Annotated in this window: 16 protein-coding genes and 1 riboswitch; of the genes, 15 read left to right on the forward strand and 1 reads right to left on the reverse strand. The window is 65.5% G+C overall.

The features are described from left to right. Positions 1–25 precede the first annotated feature (25 nt). Positions 26–1,810 (reverse strand): phosphomethylpyrimidine synthase ThiC, encoded by a 1,785-nt coding sequence (gene thiC / locus AC6CHY_RS12255; protein ID WP_498226897.1) that lies wholly within the window; start codon positions 1,808–1,810, stop codon positions 26–28. A gap of 12 nt (positions 1,811–1,822) precedes the next feature. Next, a riboswitch (TPP riboswitch) is annotated at positions 1,823–1,930 on the reverse strand. Positions 1,931–2,457: 527 nt separating this feature from the next. Here thiC and rplS point away from each other — a divergent pair. The 15 genes from rplS to AC6CHY_RS12330 all read left to right on the forward strand — a co-directional run bounded on the left by rplS (position 2,458) and on the right by AC6CHY_RS12330 (position 17,495). Then, positions 2,458–2,817 carry a 50S ribosomal protein L19 gene (gene rplS, locus AC6CHY_RS12260; RefSeq protein ID WP_217388206.1) on the forward strand — a complete coding sequence of 120 codons (360 nt, stop codon included), beginning with the start codon at positions 2,458–2,460 and terminating at the stop codon, positions 2,815–2,817. Between the two features lie 60 nt (positions 2,818–2,877). Continuing rightward, on the forward strand, positions 2,878–3,567 hold the full coding sequence (lepB, locus tag AC6CHY_RS12265; protein WP_217388205.1) for a signal peptidase I: 690 nt from the start codon (positions 2,878–2,880) through the stop codon (positions 3,565–3,567). A gap of 1,097 nt (positions 3,568–4,664) precedes the next feature. Beyond that, a complete protein-coding gene (locus AC6CHY_RS12270) occupies positions 4,665–7,430 on the forward strand; it encodes a hypothetical protein (RefSeq protein ID WP_498226873.1) in 2,766 nt (921 codons plus the stop codon). A gap of 159 nt (positions 7,431–7,589) precedes the next feature. Beyond that, positions 7,590–8,147, forward strand: coding sequence for a hypothetical protein (locus AC6CHY_RS12275; protein ID WP_498226874.1), 558 nt, complete (start codon positions 7,590–7,592; stop codon positions 8,145–8,147). A 193-nt stretch (positions 8,148–8,340) separates the two neighbouring features. Further along, complete coding sequence (gene lepB / locus AC6CHY_RS12280) at positions 8,341–9,054, forward strand: signal peptidase I (RefSeq protein WP_498226875.1); 714 nt, start codon at positions 8,341–8,343, stop codon at positions 9,052–9,054. Further along, positions 9,054–9,794: a ribonuclease HII gene (rnhB, locus tag AC6CHY_RS12285; protein WP_217388200.1), complete on the forward strand. Its 741-nt coding sequence runs from the start codon at positions 9,054–9,056 to the stop codon at positions 9,792–9,794. The genes lepB (AC6CHY_RS12280) and rnhB overlap by 1 nt, the downstream gene beginning before the upstream one ends. Beyond that, positions 9,791–10,111 (forward strand): DUF2469 domain-containing protein, encoded by a 321-nt coding sequence (locus AC6CHY_RS12290; RefSeq protein WP_217388199.1) that lies wholly within the window; start codon positions 9,791–9,793, stop codon positions 10,109–10,111. The genes rnhB and AC6CHY_RS12290 overlap by 4 nt, the downstream gene beginning before the upstream one ends. Positions 10,112–10,293: 182 nt before the next feature. Further along, complete coding sequence (locus AC6CHY_RS12295; RefSeq protein WP_498226877.1) at positions 10,294–11,247, forward strand: hypothetical protein; 954 nt, start codon at positions 10,294–10,296, stop codon at positions 11,245–11,247. A gap of 339 nt (positions 11,248–11,586) precedes the next feature. Continuing rightward, complete coding sequence (locus AC6CHY_RS12300; RefSeq protein ID WP_498226878.1) at positions 11,587–12,264, forward strand: SH3 domain-containing protein; 678 nt, start codon at positions 11,587–11,589, stop codon at positions 12,262–12,264. After that, positions 12,248–12,553 carry a hypothetical protein gene (locus AC6CHY_RS12305; protein ID WP_498226879.1) on the forward strand — a complete coding sequence of 102 codons (306 nt, stop codon included), beginning with the start codon at positions 12,248–12,250 and terminating at the stop codon, positions 12,551–12,553. Before AC6CHY_RS12300 ends, AC6CHY_RS12305 begins: the two co-directional genes overlap by 17 nt. A 2-nt stretch (positions 12,554–12,555) precedes the next feature. Then, the gene (locus AC6CHY_RS12310) at positions 12,556–13,212 is read left to right on the forward strand and encodes a hypothetical protein (protein WP_498226880.1); all 657 of its coding nucleotides are present in this window, start codon (positions 12,556–12,558) and stop codon (positions 13,210–13,212) included. Between the two features lie 172 nt (positions 13,213–13,384). Beyond that, positions 13,385–14,608 (forward strand): SH3 domain-containing protein, encoded by a 1,224-nt coding sequence (locus tag AC6CHY_RS12315; protein WP_498226882.1) that lies wholly within the window; start codon positions 13,385–13,387, stop codon positions 14,606–14,608. A gap of 2 nt (positions 14,609–14,610) precedes the next feature. Further along, on the forward strand, positions 14,611–15,267 hold the full coding sequence (locus AC6CHY_RS12320) for a hypothetical protein (RefSeq protein WP_498226883.1): 657 nt from the start codon (positions 14,611–14,613) through the stop codon (positions 15,265–15,267). A 321-nt stretch (positions 15,268–15,588) separates the two neighbouring features. Continuing rightward, positions 15,589–15,948 carry a YraN family protein gene (locus AC6CHY_RS12325; RefSeq protein WP_498226884.1) on the forward strand — a complete coding sequence of 120 codons (360 nt, stop codon included), beginning with the start codon at positions 15,589–15,591 and terminating at the stop codon, positions 15,946–15,948. After that, positions 15,945–17,495: a YifB family Mg chelatase-like AAA ATPase gene (locus AC6CHY_RS12330; protein ID WP_498226885.1), complete on the forward strand. Its 1,551-nt coding sequence runs from the start codon at positions 15,945–15,947 to the stop codon at positions 17,493–17,495. Before AC6CHY_RS12325 ends, AC6CHY_RS12330 begins: the two co-directional genes overlap by 4 nt. Positions 17,496–17,709: the final 214 nt, after the last annotated feature.

The following is a 17,709-nucleotide window of genomic DNA, read 5'->3' on the forward strand; positions in this document are numbered from 1 at the left end:
AGCGGGTTGGCGACAGCCGGCGGCGCTACGCCCTGGCGGGCATCCCGGGCTCGGGCAGATAGACCTTGCCCCCGGAGGCCAGGAATTCCTGGCTCTTTTCGCGCATCCCGCCCACCATCTCGGCGATTGCCGCCTGCGAGTCGGCCGAGCCGTATTCATCCCGGATGTCCTGGCTGATCCGCATGGAGCAGAACTTCGGCCCGCACATGGAACAGAAGTGCGCGGTCTTTGCCGGTTCGGCCGGCAGCGTCTCGTCGTGGAAGGACTCGGCGGTGACCGGGTCCAGCGACAGGGCGAACTGGTCGCGCCAGCGGAACTCGAACCTGGCCTTTGACAGCGCGTCGTCGCGCTCGGAGGCGCCCGGATGGTCCTTGGCCAAATCCGCAGCGTGGGCGGCGATCTTGTAGGTGATCACCCCGGACTTCACGTCGTCCTTGTTCGGCAGCCCCAGGTGTTCCTTGGGGGTGACGTAGCAGAGCATCGCGGTGCCGTAGCGGGCGATCTCGGTGGCGCCGATGGCGCTGGTGATGTGGTCATATCCCGGGGCAATGTCGGTCACCAGCGGGCCCAGCGTGTAGAAGGGCGCGCCCTGGCACAGCTCCTGCTGGCGCTCGACGTTCTCGCGCACCAGGTGGAAGGGGATGTGCCCGGGTCCCTCGACCATGACCTGGACGTCGTACTCCCAGGCCCGCGCGGTGAGCTCGGCCAGGGTGTCAAGCTCGGCGAACTGGGCGGCGTCGTTGGCGTCTGCGATGGAGCCGGGGCGCAGCCCGTCGCCCAGGGAGAACGCCACGTCGTACTGCGCGAAGATCTCGCACAGCTCGTCGAAGTGCGTGTAGAGGAAGTTCTCCTGGTGGTGGGCCAGGCACCAGCCGGCCATGATGGCCCCGCCGCGCGAGACGATTCCCGTCACGCGGTTGGCCGAGAGGGGCACGTAGCGCAGCAGCACCCCCGCATGGATGGTCATGTAGTCAACGCCCTGCTCGCACTGCTCGATCACGGTGTCGCGGAAGATTTCCCAGGTCAGGGCGTTGGCCTCGCCGTTGACCTTTTCCAGCGCCTGGTAGATCGGCACGGTGCCGATGGGGACCGGGGCGTTGCGGATCAGCCATTCGCGGGTGGTGTGGATGTCATCGCCGGTGGACAGGTCCATCACGGTGTCGGCACCCCACCGGGTGGCCCACTGCAGCTTGTCCACCTCCTCGGCAATGGAGCTGGTGACTGCCGAGTTGCCTATATTCGCATTGATCTTCACCAGGAACGCCTTGCCAATGATCATCGGCTCTGACTCGGGGTGGTTGATGTTCACCGGGATGATTGCCCGGCCCGCGGCGACCTCGCTGCGCACCAACTCGACGTCGCAGTTCTCGCGCAGGGCGACGAAGCGCATCTCCGGGGTGATGACGCCGGCCCGGGCGTAGTGCATCTGGGTGACGCGCTTTCCGGCATGGGCGCGTCGGGGAACCGGCCGGCTTCCCTTCCACTCGGCCGACGCCTTGCCCCGGCGGACCGCTGACTTCCCGTCGTCCAGCAGGTTCCTTTCACGTCCGGCATACGCCTCGGTGTCGGCGCGATCCTCGATCCAGGTGCTGCGGAACGCGGGCAGGCCAACCACAGGGTCGCTTCCCGGGCCGGCTGTGCGGTAGACCTGCAGCGGCGCGTTGTCCTTTCCCCCGGGGGAGGGCTCCAGTGCGATCTGTGTGACCGGGACCCTGATCCCCGACTCGTTGTCTTCGATGTAGGCCAGCGAGTGGGACTTCAGGGACTGCGTCTCGGAGGGTTCCACGGCATCTTGGACAGGGCTGTGCATTGAAATGGTGTTGCTCAAGGAGTACTCACTTCCTTCGCCGGCATTACCCGGACAGGTTCAACGGTCTCTCGCTGCGTCAGCTCGATCTCAGCCCTTGCAAGGGCCCCCGTGTGGTCGTAAGCGAAACTATCACATCATTCAACGCGCCAGTGTTTGTGACCTTGCGCACCGGCGCGTTGCATGAGGTCCCGCGGCCCGGAGTCCGCGCTGTCCAAGCGTGGCGATCGGACGCCGTCGGGTCGGGCGTTGTTGCCGTCGGATTCCCGGCCCTTTGGGCCCGCAAGGCCTGGTTGGCGGCGGAGTTCGGCCCGTCATGAAGCGGTGGCAGCGGGGAGGAAGTGCCAACGTGGAGGACGTACGCCCGGCGGGCCGGGGCGGGATCCACGATGCGCTTTTCCGCGTGCGTGTCCGGGACTTCGCGCCTTGCACCGGAGTATGGCAAAATAGATTCTTGGGTCTACTGGGTTCTGCTCCTGCCGCAGGGGGAACGAATCAACAGTTGGACCTACCGCCGATCCGCAAACGGATCGTGGTACTAAGCTTCGGACCGCCACATCTTTCCCTCGACGCCCACGTGCGTCTTGAGGAACAATGACGGTCCGTGTCTAAGGTAGGTGACCTGCGGCGTCTGCCTAGGAGATGCAATCATGCGTATTCTCGACTCTGTCGACGCAGCCTCGCTGCGCAGCGATGTCCCGGACTTCCGCGCCGGTGACACCGTCAAGGTTCACGTCAACATCATCGAAGGCAAGAACTCCCGTGTCCAGGTATTCCAGGGCTTCGTCCTTGGCCGCCAGGGTGACGGCGTTCGCGAAACCTTCACCGTTCGCAAGGTCTCCTTCGGCGTCGGCGTAGAGCGTACCTTCCCGGTGCACTCCCCGGTTCTGGACAAGATCGAGCTGCTGACCCGCGGCGACGTTCGCCGCGCCAAGCTGTTCTACATGCGCGATCGCCACGGCAAGGCCGCGAAGATCCGCGAAAAGCGCGACTTCCGGACCGCCAAGTAGCCAGAAAAGCGAGAGCCTTCATCTCTGCCTCCCAGCGGGCGGCATGGATGGGGATCCATCGTGGATCGATCTACTGAATCGGAACGTTTTTCCGCTTCGACAAAGCGCCGGTCCCCTTCGAGGGGCTGGCGCTTTGCCGTTGGCGCGCTTGCTGCTGCGGCGGTGATCACCCTTGGCGTTCGCGCCACCGTCGTTGACTTCTTCTACATCGGTTCCACTTCCATGGAATCCACGTTGAACCCGGGTGAGGGATTGCTCGTGAACCGGCTTGCCTACAAGGACGCCGAAATCGAACGCGGGGACGTGGTCATCTTCGACGGACGCGGCTCTTTCCTGCCGTACCAGCGTCCCAACGCCCTGGACTCCCTGGCCTGGGCGCTGCGTCTGGCCGGCAGCGACTCGGTGTACGTCAAGCGCGTCATTGGCGTCGGCGGCGACACCGTCAGCTGCTGCGGTGCCGACGGGCGTTTGAGCGTCAATGGCGTCCCGCTTGACGAGCCCTACGTCTTCGCCGGGGACAAGCCGAGCAATATGGAGTTCGACGTTCGGATTCCCGCAGGGCGGCTGTGGGTCATGGGGGACCACCGCTCGGTGTCCGAGGACTCGCGCGCGCTGCTGGGAGCGCCCGGTGGCGGCATGATCGTCTCGGATCGTGTCATCGGCAAGGTCACCGACGTGATTTGGCCACTTGGCAGCGGCCGCGCTGTCGACGGGGCAGCCGCCCAGGGCCTCATGCCAGGCGCCAACTAACCAACCATCCGGGGCATCGGCCACGTCATTGGCCGGCCGGGCACTTTCGCTCCGATGCAGGCTTCCTGCGGTCTGCACGATGCCCGCTTCGGAGCACACCTGCCCACGGCGGACCTGCTCCGTTCTCCCTTGCACGGATGCAACAGGATGCCATCCCCGTTTTCACATGACGCCGCCGGCCTCAACAGTCCTCGTCGACGTATCGCTGCCCATCTGGAATGCAAGGCGGCACCGGTCTCCCTTATGCGCCCTCCCTCCAGCGGCCCGCACGTCGCACTTTCGCCGGCTTCGCCCTCGATGCGCCGATGCCCGCCGATGCGCACGCTACGCGCCAGTGCACGCGCAGCAAGGTCCCCATAACCATCCCGGGTGCCGCGCGTACGATATCGACCCGGCGAGACGGCACGTGAAGCCTTCCACAGGCGTACGTCGACTGTTCGTGCAGAGGTTGTCGGATGGTCATGTGTTGCAGTTGCCACTCGTGGATTTGGTCGGATATTAAAGTATGTCCAGAGGGTATTTAAAATGCACAAGACTGGGGCCGCGGCCCTGAAGGCAAGCGCGGGCGCGCCCGGGAAAACTGAGCAAAGTCTGCGAATTACATAGTAAATACGTGGGTGACATGAGGAAATTGCGCCCGGGCGTGTCGGTGGGTGTGATGAGAGTCTCTGGGCGATGCGGCCCCGAGATTGTGCGTTTTTTCCCAAAGTGGTTGATGCGTCAAATGGTCCATCGGGTGGATGTTGCTGCCGAAATGGTTTGTTCGTGGATATCTACACGAGTTAGGGTTTCATTTCGGTAACAGTCATTGCTCGCGGTATGCCCAAACGGATGTCCCACGACAGACGCGGCGCACACAAAAGCGAGGCACCACACCTTGAATTGGGAGATCTCCATATGCACGAATCTTCACGTGCGCTGATGAAGCGCGGCACTATTGCCGCCGCCACCACGGCATTGGTGCTTGGCAGCAGTTTCGCCACGGTGCCGGCCCTCGCCACCCGGAGCCGACATCTGCCGGGTCTGTGGCCGCCTCGAGCACGGAGGCCACGAAAGACCAGAGCCAGGCGGCTCTGCCTAGCGGGCTCAAGGAGGCAGTGGAGCGCGACCTTGGCATCACCATCGAAGAGTTCTACAAGAACCGCGAGCTCAGTTCCGTTGTCGATTCGCTCACCAAGGAATTGCAGCAGGCGAAGCTGGTCGCCGACTTTGCAATCACCGAGAACAAGATCAATGTCACTGTGGCTGCATCTTCCCTCAAAACCGTCACCGAAAAGCTCGACGAACTGACCGAGGGCACAGATGTTGAGCTGAACATCGTGGCGGAGCCCGAGGTCGTCGCCTCGGCGGAGCCGAAGAGCGTTGAGACCGTGAAGACTCCCGAGGGCAAGGAAACCGCGGCTGTTCCGTCGAAGCTCCCGGTCGCCGAAAGCCCGAAGACCGAGGCGACGGCCGTGCCGAAGATCGTTGCCAAGTCAGCGCCCAAGAGTGCGGATTCGCTGCTCAAGGCCTACGTCGAAAACGTCGAGCCCAAGGCCGTGTCCCAGCTTCAGGCCGTCATGAAGACCGGCGCCAACAGCTTCGTCATTCGCACCGGTGGAGTGGCCACTCTCGAAAGCAAGGGAGCGACTGAGACCCCCAAGGCAACCGCCCTGCGATTCGGCGGGAAGCTGACCCCCGAGGAATTCGCGCAGCAGTACACCAAGGTCACCATCGAGAAAGCCGAGGGACCTGCCAAGACGGCAGTCGCGGGCGATGTGCTCGGCGGCATGGGCTACGGCGCACGGACCAGCCCGACCACTGTGGCGTTGTGCTCGATTGGTTTCAACGGCTTCAATTCCGCAGGCCAGGACGCGGCGATCTCGGCCGGTCACTGTGAGCGCGACGGCGAAATCACCAACGTCAACATCATGGAACACACCGCGCCGAACGAATTCGAAGAAATCGGAGCCTCCCTGGGAACGTTCGGCTTCTCTCAGTTCGGCGGCCCCGGCAACAGCTCCGTGACCGGTTATGGGCCCGGGGCGTCGGCCGAGGACATCGGCAACGTCGGGACCGACATCTCCGTCATCGACGAAATCAACCCGGACCTGGATCTCAAGTCCATGGTCACGGACTGGAAGGGCGCCGACGAGCGCGATTCAGGTACCAAGGTGACAGGCGTGGCCAGCGCCGTCATCGGCGCCGAAGTCTGCAAGTCCGGCCGCACCACCGGCTGGACCTGCGGCAAAGTCGACGAGGTCGGGATCTTCCTTGTCGGCGGGTACAACGGGGAAGGCGACGTCCGAGGTGTCCGCGGATTCGGCATGGTGAACGCCGACCTGTTGAAGGCCAACGAGGGCGACTCCGGTGGATCCGCTGTTGCCGGCGGCACGGCGGTCGGCGTGACAAGCGCCGTATCCACCTCCGATGGCGGCCGGGCCTACTTCACGGACATCAAGGACGGCCTGAAGCACGCCAAGGGCTACTCCATCGCCATGTTCCTCAATGCCCCGGTGGTCACCTCGCCGTCCGACGGCGCGGACATCGCGGCAGGCTCAACGATTTCCGGCACCGTGGCCGGCGCCCCGTCCGGCTCCAAGGTGGTGATCCGCTCGGACGGCCAGAAGCCCATCAGCGCCACGGTCTCCGCGGGCAAGTTCAGCTTCAAGGCGCCGACGTCCTACGGCAAGTACGACTTCACCGTCCAGACGGTCAACGGCTTCAACAAGTCGGCGACCACCGCGGGCTCGGTCAACGTCGTCATCGGCACCCCTGCCATCACCAGCCCGAAGAGCGGCGCCACCCTAGAGGCAGCGGTGTCGGTCATCTCGGGTACCGGCGTTGCCGGAGCCACCGTGACGCTGACCGGCGATGCCGCGGGCACCGCCAAGGTCGCCGCCGACGGCACGTGGAGCGTCAAGCTCCCCACCGCGCTGTCCTACGGCGAGCACTCCGTTTCCGCCGCCCAGGCCTTGGACGGCGAGACGTCGAAGGTCGCCACCAGCAGCTTCACCATCCTGCTCGCCGCGCCTGTTATCACCGGACCGGCAAACGGCAAGACCTTCACCGAGGATCAGCGAGTGATCTCGGGTACCGGCGTTGCCGGCGCCATGGTCAAGCTGACCGGGGCAGTCACGCGGGAAGCCACCGTTGGGGACAACGGCACCTGGAGCGTCACGCTGGAAGACGATGCGGTCCTTACCTATGGCCCGCACAGCGTCACCGCCGTGCAGAGCATCGGCGAGACCACCTCTTCCCCGGTGACGAGTGCCTTCAAGGTCGTCCCGGTGGCGCCGTCCATCGATTCGCCGACCGACGGCCAGGAATTCGCCTTCGACAAGGCCCCGAAGACCATCAGCGGCTTCGGCATCAACGGGTCCACCATCAAGGTGACCCTCGATGGCTCCGAGCTCACCGCTGTCCCGGCCAGCAGCGAAACTGGGGTCGCCACGGCCGCGGCCGGCAACGAGAACGAGTTGGCCGCCGTGGTGGTCAACGGGGCATGGACGGTGTTGGCACCCGGGAACCTGAAGGCAGGGGACCACAAGATCACCGCCGTACAGGTGATCGACGGGGTTTCCTCGGCCGCCACGTCCAGCACCTTCACCATCGCCGCGGAGCCGGAGCGGAAGCCGGAACCGACCGACGAGCCAACCGAGGCCCCGACCGCTTCGCCGGAGCCCACGCAGGATCCCGAGCCTTCCAAGGCACCGGTTGTTCCGCAGGGCGACATCAACGGCGATGACGGCGGCAGCGGCGGCCTGGCCACCACGGGCGCAAACGCCGTCCTGCCGGCCATCGCGACAGGTGGTGCGCTCATGGTGGCCGGTGGCCTGTTCATGCTGCTGCGCCGCAGGGGCGCCGGGCACCACAGTGCCTAATCGCTCCATCACCGGTTAGCCGCGACGAGCGGGCGCGGGGGCCTTTCACGGAATTGTCAGCAATTCCGGGGGAGGCCCCCGCGTTATTCCCACGTTCTCCACAGCCGACACCCCGGCATACCGCATAGACTCGGCCCAAATCAGAAGGTGGTCACACACATGAACAACCACATGGGACGCTTCGCGCTGGGCGGTGCTGCCCTGGCGGCGGTGCTCTTGCTGTCCGCCTGCGGCAGCGAGGCCGGAGCGCCTGCATCCTCCAGTCCCACCCCCTCGGCGTCGCTCAGTGCCGCCCCCCACGAGACCCAGGACCCGGACTTGCTCCAACTCAATGAAACTCTCAAGGAAACGCTGGGCGAGAGGTACTCCGAGGCCTGGATCGCGGAAAGCAAGCTGCATGTCGCGGTCACCGACAAGGCCGCCGAGGCAATCGTCACCGCTGCCGGCGCCGTGGCCCACCTGGCCGAACATTCCGCCGCGGAGCTCGAGGCCGGCGTCGGCAAGATCATGGCCTGGCAACGGGAGCGGGGCGGGGACACCGCCACGGCCATCCACCGATACGTTCCCTCCGGACGCGACGGCTCCATCACCCTCGCGGTGGCTCCCGCCCACCTCGAGGAAATCAGGGAGGGCCTGGCGGCCGCCGACGTCACCGCGGGCATCACGCTGAAGTTCGTCGAATCGGCGGGCCCCGCCAGTCCCGCATCCTCCGGCTGACCAGTCTTTTTTGCCCGGTCGCGGCGCGCCTTGGATCTTCCCCAGGCGCGCCACGACCGGGCAAGGCCCCCGGCGCGACGTAGGCTGGTACCCGAGGGAAGACACGGGTGCCGCGTCCGTTTTCGGGACGGCGGGAACGGTTGTCTCCCCGTGCCGACAGCAACACCAGAAACTTGAAAGGGCCTGCACCCACGTGAGCCACGCCAGCGACGCAGCAGCAACACCGGACCGACCGGGGAAAAAACGAAACCCCGTGTGGGCCGCCATCCGCGAGGTCCTCATCATCGTCGTGGTCGCCTTGGTGATCTCGCTGGTCGTCAAGACGTTCTTCTTCCGGGCGTTCTACATCCCCTCCGGCTCCATGGAGCAAACGCTGCAGGTCAACGACCGCATCTTTGCCAACCTCCTGGCCCCGGGCCCGTTCGACCTCTCCCGGGGTGACGTGGTGGTCTTCCGCGACGAGGAGGGCTGGCTGCCGCCGATCGCCCCCACGGCGACCAACCCCGTCACCGAATTCTTCACCTTCGTCGGCCTGGTCCCCGACCCCTCCAACCAGCACCTGATCAAGCGGATCATCGGCATGCCCGGGGACACCGTTGAATGCTGCTCCGACAACGGCAAGCTGACGGTCAACGGCGTGGAAATCACCGAGCCGTACATCTACCCGGGAGACAACCCCTCGGACACCGAATTCACCGCGACCGTCCCCGAGGGCAAGGTCTGGGTCATGGGCGACCACCGCGGCGCCTCCGCCGACTCCCGCTTCCACGAGGACCTGCAGGGCGGCTTCGTCGACCTGGAAGCGGTCGAGGGCAGGGCCGCGGTCATTTCCTGGCCGCTGGACCGACTCGGCGGCATCCCGGGCGGGGACGGGGTCTTCGCCCAGGTCCCGGCCCCGGCCAACTGATGGCATCGACTCCGCCGACCCTGCAACACGAGCTGGCCCTTGCCGCGGCCGGCGGGCACCGGTTCATCGGGGCCGCCGACGAGGTGGGCCGCGGCTCGCTGGCCGGGCCGGTGTCCGTGGGCTACGTCGTCATCGACCCCGCAACCGCCACCGAGCTGCCCGGGGTGCGGGACTCCAAGCTGGTCCCGGACGCGTTGCGCCACGAACTGGTCCCGGCGATCAAGGACTGGGCCGCCGCCTGGGGCGTGGGCCACGCCAGCGCCGCCGAGATCGACGCCCTGGGCCTGGTGCCCGCCCTGCGGTTGGCCGGGCTGCGCGCCGCCACCGCCGCGCACCGCGGGCAGGAGGCCGACGCGGTGCTGCTGGACGGGAACCTGGACTGGCTCTCGGCCACCTCCCAGCCCACCCTGCTTGACTCCCTGGTGCCGGGATTCGGCGACCCGGAAGACATCGACGGGCTGCTGATTCCGGTCCACACACTGATCAAGGGCGATTTGCTGGCCCTGTCCATCGCCGCTGCATCCATTTTGGCCAAAGTCGAGCGCGACGACCTCATGGATGGGTACGATCGGACCTACCCGGCGTACGGTTGGATACGAAACAAGGGGTATGGCACAGCCGCCCACCGCGCCGGCATCGCCGAGCACGGGGCGTGCGAATACCATCGGAAGACCTGGCAACTGACACCCAAGTCGCCGGGAGTGAACATCGAGTCAGGGGGCGAGGGGAAAACACCATGAGTGCCGAAGACCTGGAGAACTACGAAGCGGAACTCGAGCTGCAGCTCTACCGCGAATACAAGGACGTGGCAAACCTCTTCAATTACGTCGTGGAAACCGAGCGGCGTTTTTACCTGGCCAACAACGTGGACCTGAAGACGCGATCGGCCGACGGGGAGGTCTTCTTCGACCTCACGCTCACCGACGCCTGGGTCTGGGATGTCTACCGCACCGGGCGCTTCGTCCAATCGGTGCGCATCGTGACGTTCAAGGACGTGAACATCGAGGAACTGAACCGCGTCGATGACCTGTCCATCCCCAAGGAGGGACTGAACTAGCCGCGATCGCCGCTTCCGGCACGCCGTGCCGGCACTGCCCCCGAAGCCGCCCCGCACCAGGGGCGCGGCTTCGGGGGCAGCCCAGTCTTCGGGCCCGATTCCCAGCGCGGCAATGTCGGCCGGCCCGCTGCTAGGCTCGGGCCAGGCAGCAGGCAACTACCCACCCAGGAGCGCACCGGCAGATGAATGAGCAGCCAGGCGACGACAACCCCGCAGGCGACGATGAGGCCGACCTTGGGACCGTCTCCTTCTTCCGCGTCTCGGGAGGCACGCAGAACGGGCTGCCGTACCTCAGCTCACTGACCTTCGACTTCGATGACGGGACCCCGGACCCGAAAGAGGGCGAGAGCGCCCTGGCCGCGGCCATCACCGGGCTGAACGACGCGCTGCTTGACTACCGGCTAAAGCTGGCATCACGCGCGGCGGACTTCGGACAGGCCTTCGCCCCCGCAACCGGCGATGCCGAACTGCTGGCCGCCTCGGACCGCGTGCACAATGCACTGGAATCCCTGGGAATGGCGCACAAGGCGTACACCGGCCACCCGTTCCGGGAAAGTCCCCTGCACCGCCTCGAGCCGGTGGACCCGGAACAACTGGCAGCGATGCTGGAGGCCGAGGAGCTCGCCCGGGACCGGGAGCAGGAAGCCGCATTCGGGCCACGGCTCGATGAACTGGGCGCCACGGTGGTCCTGGACAAAATGCTCCACCACGGCGATCGCGAGGTGCTGCACCTGGCAACCGCCACGGTCCACAGCACCGGGGTGCTGCTGGTCTTCGACTACCTGAACCTGCGCGGCTCCCAGGAAGACGCCGCGAGCTGGTACCGGCGCAGCCATGAACACCTCGGAAACGTCGAACTCGGCGTCGAGCTGGTCGACGCCGCCACCGGGACCTCCTACCCGGCAGGGATGCACGGGGGCGAGGGAAACATCGAGCGCAACTGCTACCGGCTGGTCCACCGTTTCTGGATCGACCGGGCCCTGGATGCCGAGGCGCTCACCGGAACCGTCACGGTCCAGGACGCCCTCGCCGCGGACGGCACCATGGAACCGCTGGCCGTTGCGCTGGAGATCGACTGCGCGCTGCTGCGAGCGGCGACAACCCGCATTCGTACCCTGGGCAGCGAAGGGCAGTAAGCCACGGAACAGTGCCCGCGACGCCGGCAAAAGCCCCACAGCCCCGGGAAAATCCGACCGGAGCGTTGATCCCGGCCCGGCTTCCGGAGCCATCCTGCCCTGCCCGTTTCCCGGGCGCCAACCGCCACCTTCGAAACTTAAGAAAAGAAAGTGGCGTAATCCGCGTCACCTTTCCCGCCCCTGTGGACACTGCATGTATGACGGCAAAATCCGGAACGTTGAACCACTGCGACCGGGCAACGGCGTCAACGTCAAAGCACATCACGGCGTCGTGGAGCGGCTCTCTGCCTCCGGTCCGCGGCCGAATCGAGAAGGACAAAAACCTACGGGGTGATTCGATTGCAGAGCACAAAACTAGCCGCGGCACTTGCCATCGCCGTTGCGGTCACCGGAAGCAGTGCGGGGTTCACTGCGCCGGGGGCCAACCACGAACTGGACCCGGTCGCCCGAGCGACCTGGAGTCCGGCCACGACCCTTCAGCCGGCCGGGGCCGCGACACTGGGCATCGCGATGGGGACGGTGAACCTGAAGAAGGTCACCGCCTACAACCTGAACCTGCGCCAGGGCAGGAGCACCGGCACGAAGGTGCTGGTGATGATCCCGAAGAACACCGCGGTGACCGTCACCGAGACCAGTGGTTCGTGGAGCAAGACCAGCTACCGGGGCAAGACCGGCTGGGTGGCCTCGCGCTACCTGGAGAACGCGTCGGCCGCCAAGATCGCCTACCGCTGGACCATGGCAAACGTGAATGTCCGCAGGGGCGCAGGCACCTCGTACGCGAGCCTGGGAGTGGTGCGGTCCAACGACCGCGTCACCTACCTCGGGACGGCCAGCGGTTGGTCAAACGTGAAGACGTCAAAGGGCACGGGCTGGATTTCCAACCGCTATCTGGACGCCCATGGCCAGCACCCGGTCGCCGTCTACGGGACCCTGCGCAAGGGGCAGTCCGCCTACCACCTGCTGCGGGGGCGAACCACGGACCCGGATTGCCAACTTCAACATGTATCTCAAGCCTGACCAGACATGGTGGTCGTTCATCATTCCAAGCTCGTCCTCCGCCCGAAGCGTCGTGGTCGAACGCATTGACATCCGGCCTGCCAGCTACCGCGCAACGTTGGCCGACCTGGACAAGTGGGAACGCTTCGATCCGCGCAAGCCGCTGGCCGACCAGAACTACAACCGCAAGCTCGTCACCGACAAGGACGGCAAGCGTTCCTGGGCCTACGTGGGGGCTTCGAAGATCAGCAACTACCTGGTGAAGAACGGCATTCGCGTGACCTCCGGCGACTATCTGAGGCGGTACTGAAAATGAGGACGCACGGGAAAATCATCGCCGGCACCACCTCGGCGGTGGTCGTGGCCGGCTTCGCGGCCTGGGGAATCGGCTACGCCGCCACGGCCCCCACGCACGGTCCGACGCCCACGGCGGACCTGGGTGCCGGACCGGCAATCGCGGAAACCAACCCATCCACCGGCCGCAAGGTGAAGGCCGATGCCTTGGACAACGTCGAAAAGGGCCCGGGCCAGCAGGCCGGACTCTTCGACGAACAGACCAAGACGAGCTACTTCACCATCGAGGTCACCGACAGCGAAGTGGTGGATGACTGCACACCGCGCGTCGGCACCGACAAGCTCCGTCCAACCCGCACCGCATTCCTGGTGCTTGACGTCAGCCCGTCCCTGGCGGACTCCGTCGCCGAGAAGGCCGGAGGAGGCCCGGAAGACCTGTTCATGCCGTTGGTAGCCGAGGCATTCTCGGTGAGCAACCCCGGCGGGGAAGTTGACCGCAATGTCACCCCCGAGACGGCCTGGGGCTGCTTTGACGATGCGCAACTTCTGCCTCCCGTCGTCAATCCGGGGCAGAGCGTCTCCGGCAAGGTCGTGTTGGACGTAGGCGTCCCCCGGGGAAGGGTCGCGTACGACCCCGAGGACAACGGCGGATGGTCCTGGCCCTATGGAGGATAGTCCGGCCGGAACCCGCCTTCATGAACCCGAAATCCGGAGAAGAAAGCGTAATCATCGAGTGGAAACGACAATTGTCCATTCGGCGCACGTATGGTGGTTTAAATGCCTTCGTCCGGGCCGCCGCCATGGCCGAGCCCGGCGCCGAGAAGACCAGCATCAATGGGGGATCCAATTGCAGAAGAAGAGAATCGCCACAGCCCTGGCGCTGGCCGTAGTGGTGACCGGAAGCAGCTCGGGCTTTGCGTCGCCGCCGGCCACCCACGGACTCGCCCCGGCCGCGGAAACCACGGCATCGGCGTCGATGGTGCTGGAACCCGCGGGTAGCGCGATTGCCTTGAAGAAGGTGAACCTGAAGAAGGCCACCACCCACAACCTCAACCTGCGCGCGGGCAAAAGCACTAAGAACAAGGTGCTGCTGACCATTCCGAAAAACTCCGCCGTGGCCATCACCGAGACCAGCGGCACCTGGAGCAAGACCACGTACAAGAACAAGACCGGCTGGGTGGCCTCGCGATATCTCAAGAACGCCCCTGCCGCCAAGAAGCCGGCGCCCAAGACCCAGGTCGAGTCCTCCACGCGGAAGACCACCACGTACAACCTGAATTTGCGTGCGGCCAAGAGCGCCACGAACAAGGTGCTGGTGGTGATCCCGAAGAACACCACGGTCACCGTCACCCAGACCAGCGGCACCTGGAGCAAGACCACGTACAAGAACAAAGCCGGCTGGGTGGCCTCCAGGTACCTCAAGAACGCCCCGGCCGCCCAGAAGCCCGCGCCCAAGCCCGCGGCACCCAAAACCGCCCATCGCTGGACAACTGCGAAGGTAAACATCCGCAAGGGGGCCGGCACCTCGCACCCAAAACTGGGAACGGTTCCGGCCAACGAGCGCGTCACCTACCTGACGACAGCCAACGGCTGGTCAAAGGTCAAGTCCTCGAAGGGCACGGGCTGGATTTCAAACAAGTACCTGGACAAGACGGGCCAGTACTCCTTTGCGGTCTATGGGACGCTTCGCAAGGGGCAGTCGGCCTACTACATCCTGCGAGGAAAGACCTCCAGGGAAACCAAGACGTCGATCTCCTCCCACAGCATGTACCTCCAGCCCAACAAGACCTGGCTGTCCTATGTGATCCCCAGCGGGAAGGCCTCCGACAAAGTGGTTGTCGAGCGAATGGACATCAAGCCGGCCAGCTACCGCGCAACCGTGGCCAACATGGACAAGTGGGAACGCTTCAACCCCAACAAGCCGCTGGCTGACCAGAACTACAACCGGGTGCTGGTCACCGACAAGGACGGCAAGAAGTCCTGGGCCTACCTTGGATCGAAGAAGATCGGCGAATACCTGACCAAACACGGAATCCGAGTGACTTCCGGCGACTACCTAAAGAGGTTCTGACCATGAAAAAGCAGGGCAAGATCATCACCGGCGCCGTTTCGGGCGTTGCGGTCCTCGGTCTCGCGGCATGGGGCATCGGCATGGCCGGTGCCGCAAGCAGCACGGAATGGGAACTCCCCGGCGACCTTGTTGCGGGCCCCGCAGCCGCCGAAGTCGATCCGTCCACCGGCACCGAGGTGAAGATCGACAAATTCGACAACGTCCAGAAGAAGGCCGGCGAAAAGGCCGGCCTGGTCGACGAAAAAACCAACAAGAGCTACTTCACCATTGAGGTCACCAACAGCCAGCTCCTGTCGCGGTGCGATGCGCGCGTGGGAAACCAGCCGCTCAGCCCGATGCGCACCAAGTTCCTGGTCCTTGACGTCGAGGCGACCCTGGCCGCCTCGGTCTCCGACAAGGCGGCGGGAGGATCCAAGGAGCTGTTCATGCCATTGGTCGCGGAGGCCTTCTCCGTCACGACCTCGGCCGGGTCCCCGGACCGCAACGTGACCTCGGAGACGGCCTGGGGCTGCTTCGACGACTCGGTGTTGCTGCCGCCGGTGGTCAACCCGGGCCAAACCGTCAAGGGCAAGGTCGTGCTCGACGTGGATGCCCTCAAGGGCCAGGTCGCCTACGACCCCGAAGACAACGGCGGCTGGTCCTGGCCCTACGGAGGATGATCCGGCCCCGCTGGTACCACCGACCGCGCCACGAACGGGCCGTTGCCGCTTCCCGAATCGGGATGAGGCAACGGCCCGCTTCTCATTCAGGCAGCAAGGCGCTTATGCATTTGCCGTGAAGGGTGCAGACGGTTCCCAGGGGCGCCACAAATCCGACCAGCCTTGATGCCGCGCTCGCCGGTATCCGATTTCCGCTTATCCACACCTCTGTTCGATCCGGATCCGTTGCTGCGCCACGCCGTGCACGCTTGAAATCAGACCGCTCCCGCTCAACTGTCTCCCGATGAGCGCCTGCGCGTCTCAACGGAGAGGAGTGTGCTTATGAACCACAACCAGGAACTCGGCGCCGCGGGGGAGGAACTTGCCGCGGTCTATCTCACCGGTGCCGGATACACGGTGCTGGAACGCAATTGGCGCTGCAACATCGGGGAACTGGACATAGTTGCCGAGACTGACGGCCAGGTCGTTGGCGTTGAGGTCAAGACTCGCAGCTCCCTGGGCTTCGGCCATCCGGCCGAGGCGGTGAACTCGCAGAAGCTGCGCAGGCTCTCGCGCCTGGTACGTCAATGGTGCGTGACCCACCGCCGGAATCCGCACACCGTTCGGGTGGACGTGCTGGCAATCCTCATGGCTCCGGGGCGAGAACCAAGCATCGAACACTTGATCGGGGTGGACTCATGAGCCTGGCCCGCACCCTCGGCATTGGCCTGACCGGACTCAACGGCCAGCTCATCGAGGTGGAAGCCGACGTGGGCAACGGCATCCCCGCCTTCATCCTGCTGGGGCTGCCCGACGCGGCACTGAACGAATCGCGCGAGCGCATTCGCTCAGCCGCACGAAACTCCGGCATTCCGCTGCCCAACCGTCGCCTGACGGTGAACCTGACACCCGCGACGCTGCACAAGCGCGGGTCGGGATTCGACCTGGCCATCCTGCTGGCGGCGCTGGCCGCTGACCGATCCATCACGCCTGCTCCCGGAGTCGTCTATGTCGCGGAGCTGGGGCTTGACGGATCGCTGCGCCCCATCTCCGGGGTGCTTCCTGCGGTCATGGCCGCTGTGCGCGATGGCTACCCAAACGTCGTGGTGGCAGCCCAGAACCAGTCGGAGGCGGAACTGGTTGCCGGCGCTTCGGTGCGTTCCTACGCCCACCTGTCACAGGTGCTTGCCGATTGCGGCGCAAACCCGCTGGAGCTGCAGTACAGGGCGCGGCACGACTCGCCCGCACGCACCACGGCTGGGTGGTCCGCGACCAGGTCACCGGCATTGGACCTCTCCGATGTTGTCGGCCAGGCCCAGGGGCGGTATGCGTTGGAGGTCGCGGCCGTCGGCGGCCACCACCTGCTGTTCACCGGGCCGCCCGGGGCAGGGAAGACCATGCTCGCGCAGCGCCTGCCGGGGCTGCTGCCCGACCTTGACGACGCCCAGGCGCTGGAAACCACTGCCGTTCACTCGCTGGCGGCCGGAGGGCGTCCCATCACCTCGCTGTTGCGCCGGCCGCCCTTCGAATCCCCGCACCACAGTGCGTCCATGGTGGCGCTGATTGGCGGCGGCAGCGGCATCCCGCGGCCCGGTGCCGCCTCCCGTGCCCATCGGGGCGTCCTTTTCCTGGACGAGGCACCAGAATTTTCCGCCCCGGCACTCGATGCGTTGCGCCAGCCGCTGGAATCCGGCGTGCTCACCCTGCATCGCGCATCCGGAACGGCAAGTTACCCGGCGCGTTTCCAACTGCTGCTGGCGGCGAATCCGTGTCCATGCGGAAGGAACCTGGGGAAGGGCACCGAGTGCACCTGCACCCCAATGCAGCGCCGCCGCTACCTGGCCAGGCTCTCGGGACCGTTGCTGGACCGGATCGACATGCAACTCTTTGTTCCGCAGCTCTCACCCCATGAACTGGCCGGACGCGGAGGGGGCGAGTCCTCGGCCGTGGTTGCGGCGCGGGTGCGCGAGGCCCGAGGCGCGGCACGCGACCGGCTCAAGCGCTGGGGGATCGTCACCAATGCGGAGGTGCCGGGATCGATCCTGCGCAACGAGCTGCGCCTGCTTTCGGCGACCCTGGCCGGGCTGAACCGGGCCACGGAGTCACTGCGGCTCAGTGCGCGCGGCTATGACAGGGTATTGCGCATCGCCTGGTCCATCGCGGACCTGAACGCCCATGCCTGTCCCACGGCGCAGGACCTGGACGTGGCCATCCAGCTGCGCCAGCACGGCAAGGGGGACGTGGGCTGATTGCGCTCGCCGACGGGTGGGTGCCTACCTGGCATCCTGCCAGCCGGCAACCAGGATCAGTTCGGAGACAACGTTGTTGAGGCTGACGGAACAATTACCGTCACCCTCGCAGCAGCGGCTACAGCTGAAAACATTTTCAACGTAACGGTTCTGGAGGTATAGCCATGTCCGATACAGCAACAGGAACAGCCGTGAGCGAGGTCAAGTACAACGG

The sequence above is a fragment of the Paeniglutamicibacter sp. GQ140 genome, from assembly GCF_059759235.1.

Excerpts from the sequence above, each read along its gene's own strand:
- AC6CHY_RS12330 (WP_498226885.1), top strand. The coding sequence starts at position 15,945 with ATGAGCCTGGCCCGCACCCTCGGCATTGGCCTGACCGGACTCAACGGC.
- AC6CHY_RS12305 (WP_498226879.1), top strand. The coding sequence starts at position 12,248 with ATGTATCTCAAGCCTGACCAGACATGGTGGTCGTTCATCATTCCAAGC.
- AC6CHY_RS12295 (WP_498226877.1), top strand. The coding sequence starts at position 10,294 with ATGAATGAGCAGCCAGGCGACGACAACCCCGCAGGCGACGATGAGGCC.
- AC6CHY_RS12325 (WP_498226884.1), top strand. The coding sequence starts at position 15,589 with ATGAACCACAACCAGGAACTCGGCGCCGCGGGGGAGGAACTTGCCGCG.
- rnhB (WP_217388200.1), top strand. The coding sequence starts at position 9,054 with ATGGCATCGACTCCGCCGACCCTGCAACACGAGCTGGCCCTTGCCGCG.
- AC6CHY_RS12310 (WP_498226880.1), top strand. The coding sequence starts at position 12,556 with ATGAGGACGCACGGGAAAATCATCGCCGGCACCACCTCGGCGGTGGTC.
- rplS (WP_217388206.1), top strand. The coding sequence starts at position 2,458 with ATGCGTATTCTCGACTCTGTCGACGCAGCCTCGCTGCGCAGCGATGTC.
- AC6CHY_RS12290 (WP_217388199.1), top strand. The coding sequence starts at position 9,791 with ATGAGTGCCGAAGACCTGGAGAACTACGAAGCGGAACTCGAGCTGCAG.
- thiC (WP_498226897.1), bottom strand. The coding sequence starts at position 1,810 with ATGCACAGCCCTGTCCAAGATGCCGTGGAACCCTCCGAGACGCAGTCC.
- AC6CHY_RS12320 (WP_498226883.1), top strand. The coding sequence starts at position 14,611 with ATGAAAAAGCAGGGCAAGATCATCACCGGCGCCGTTTCGGGCGTTGCG.
- AC6CHY_RS12275 (WP_498226874.1), top strand. The coding sequence starts at position 7,590 with ATGAACAACCACATGGGACGCTTCGCGCTGGGCGGTGCTGCCCTGGCG.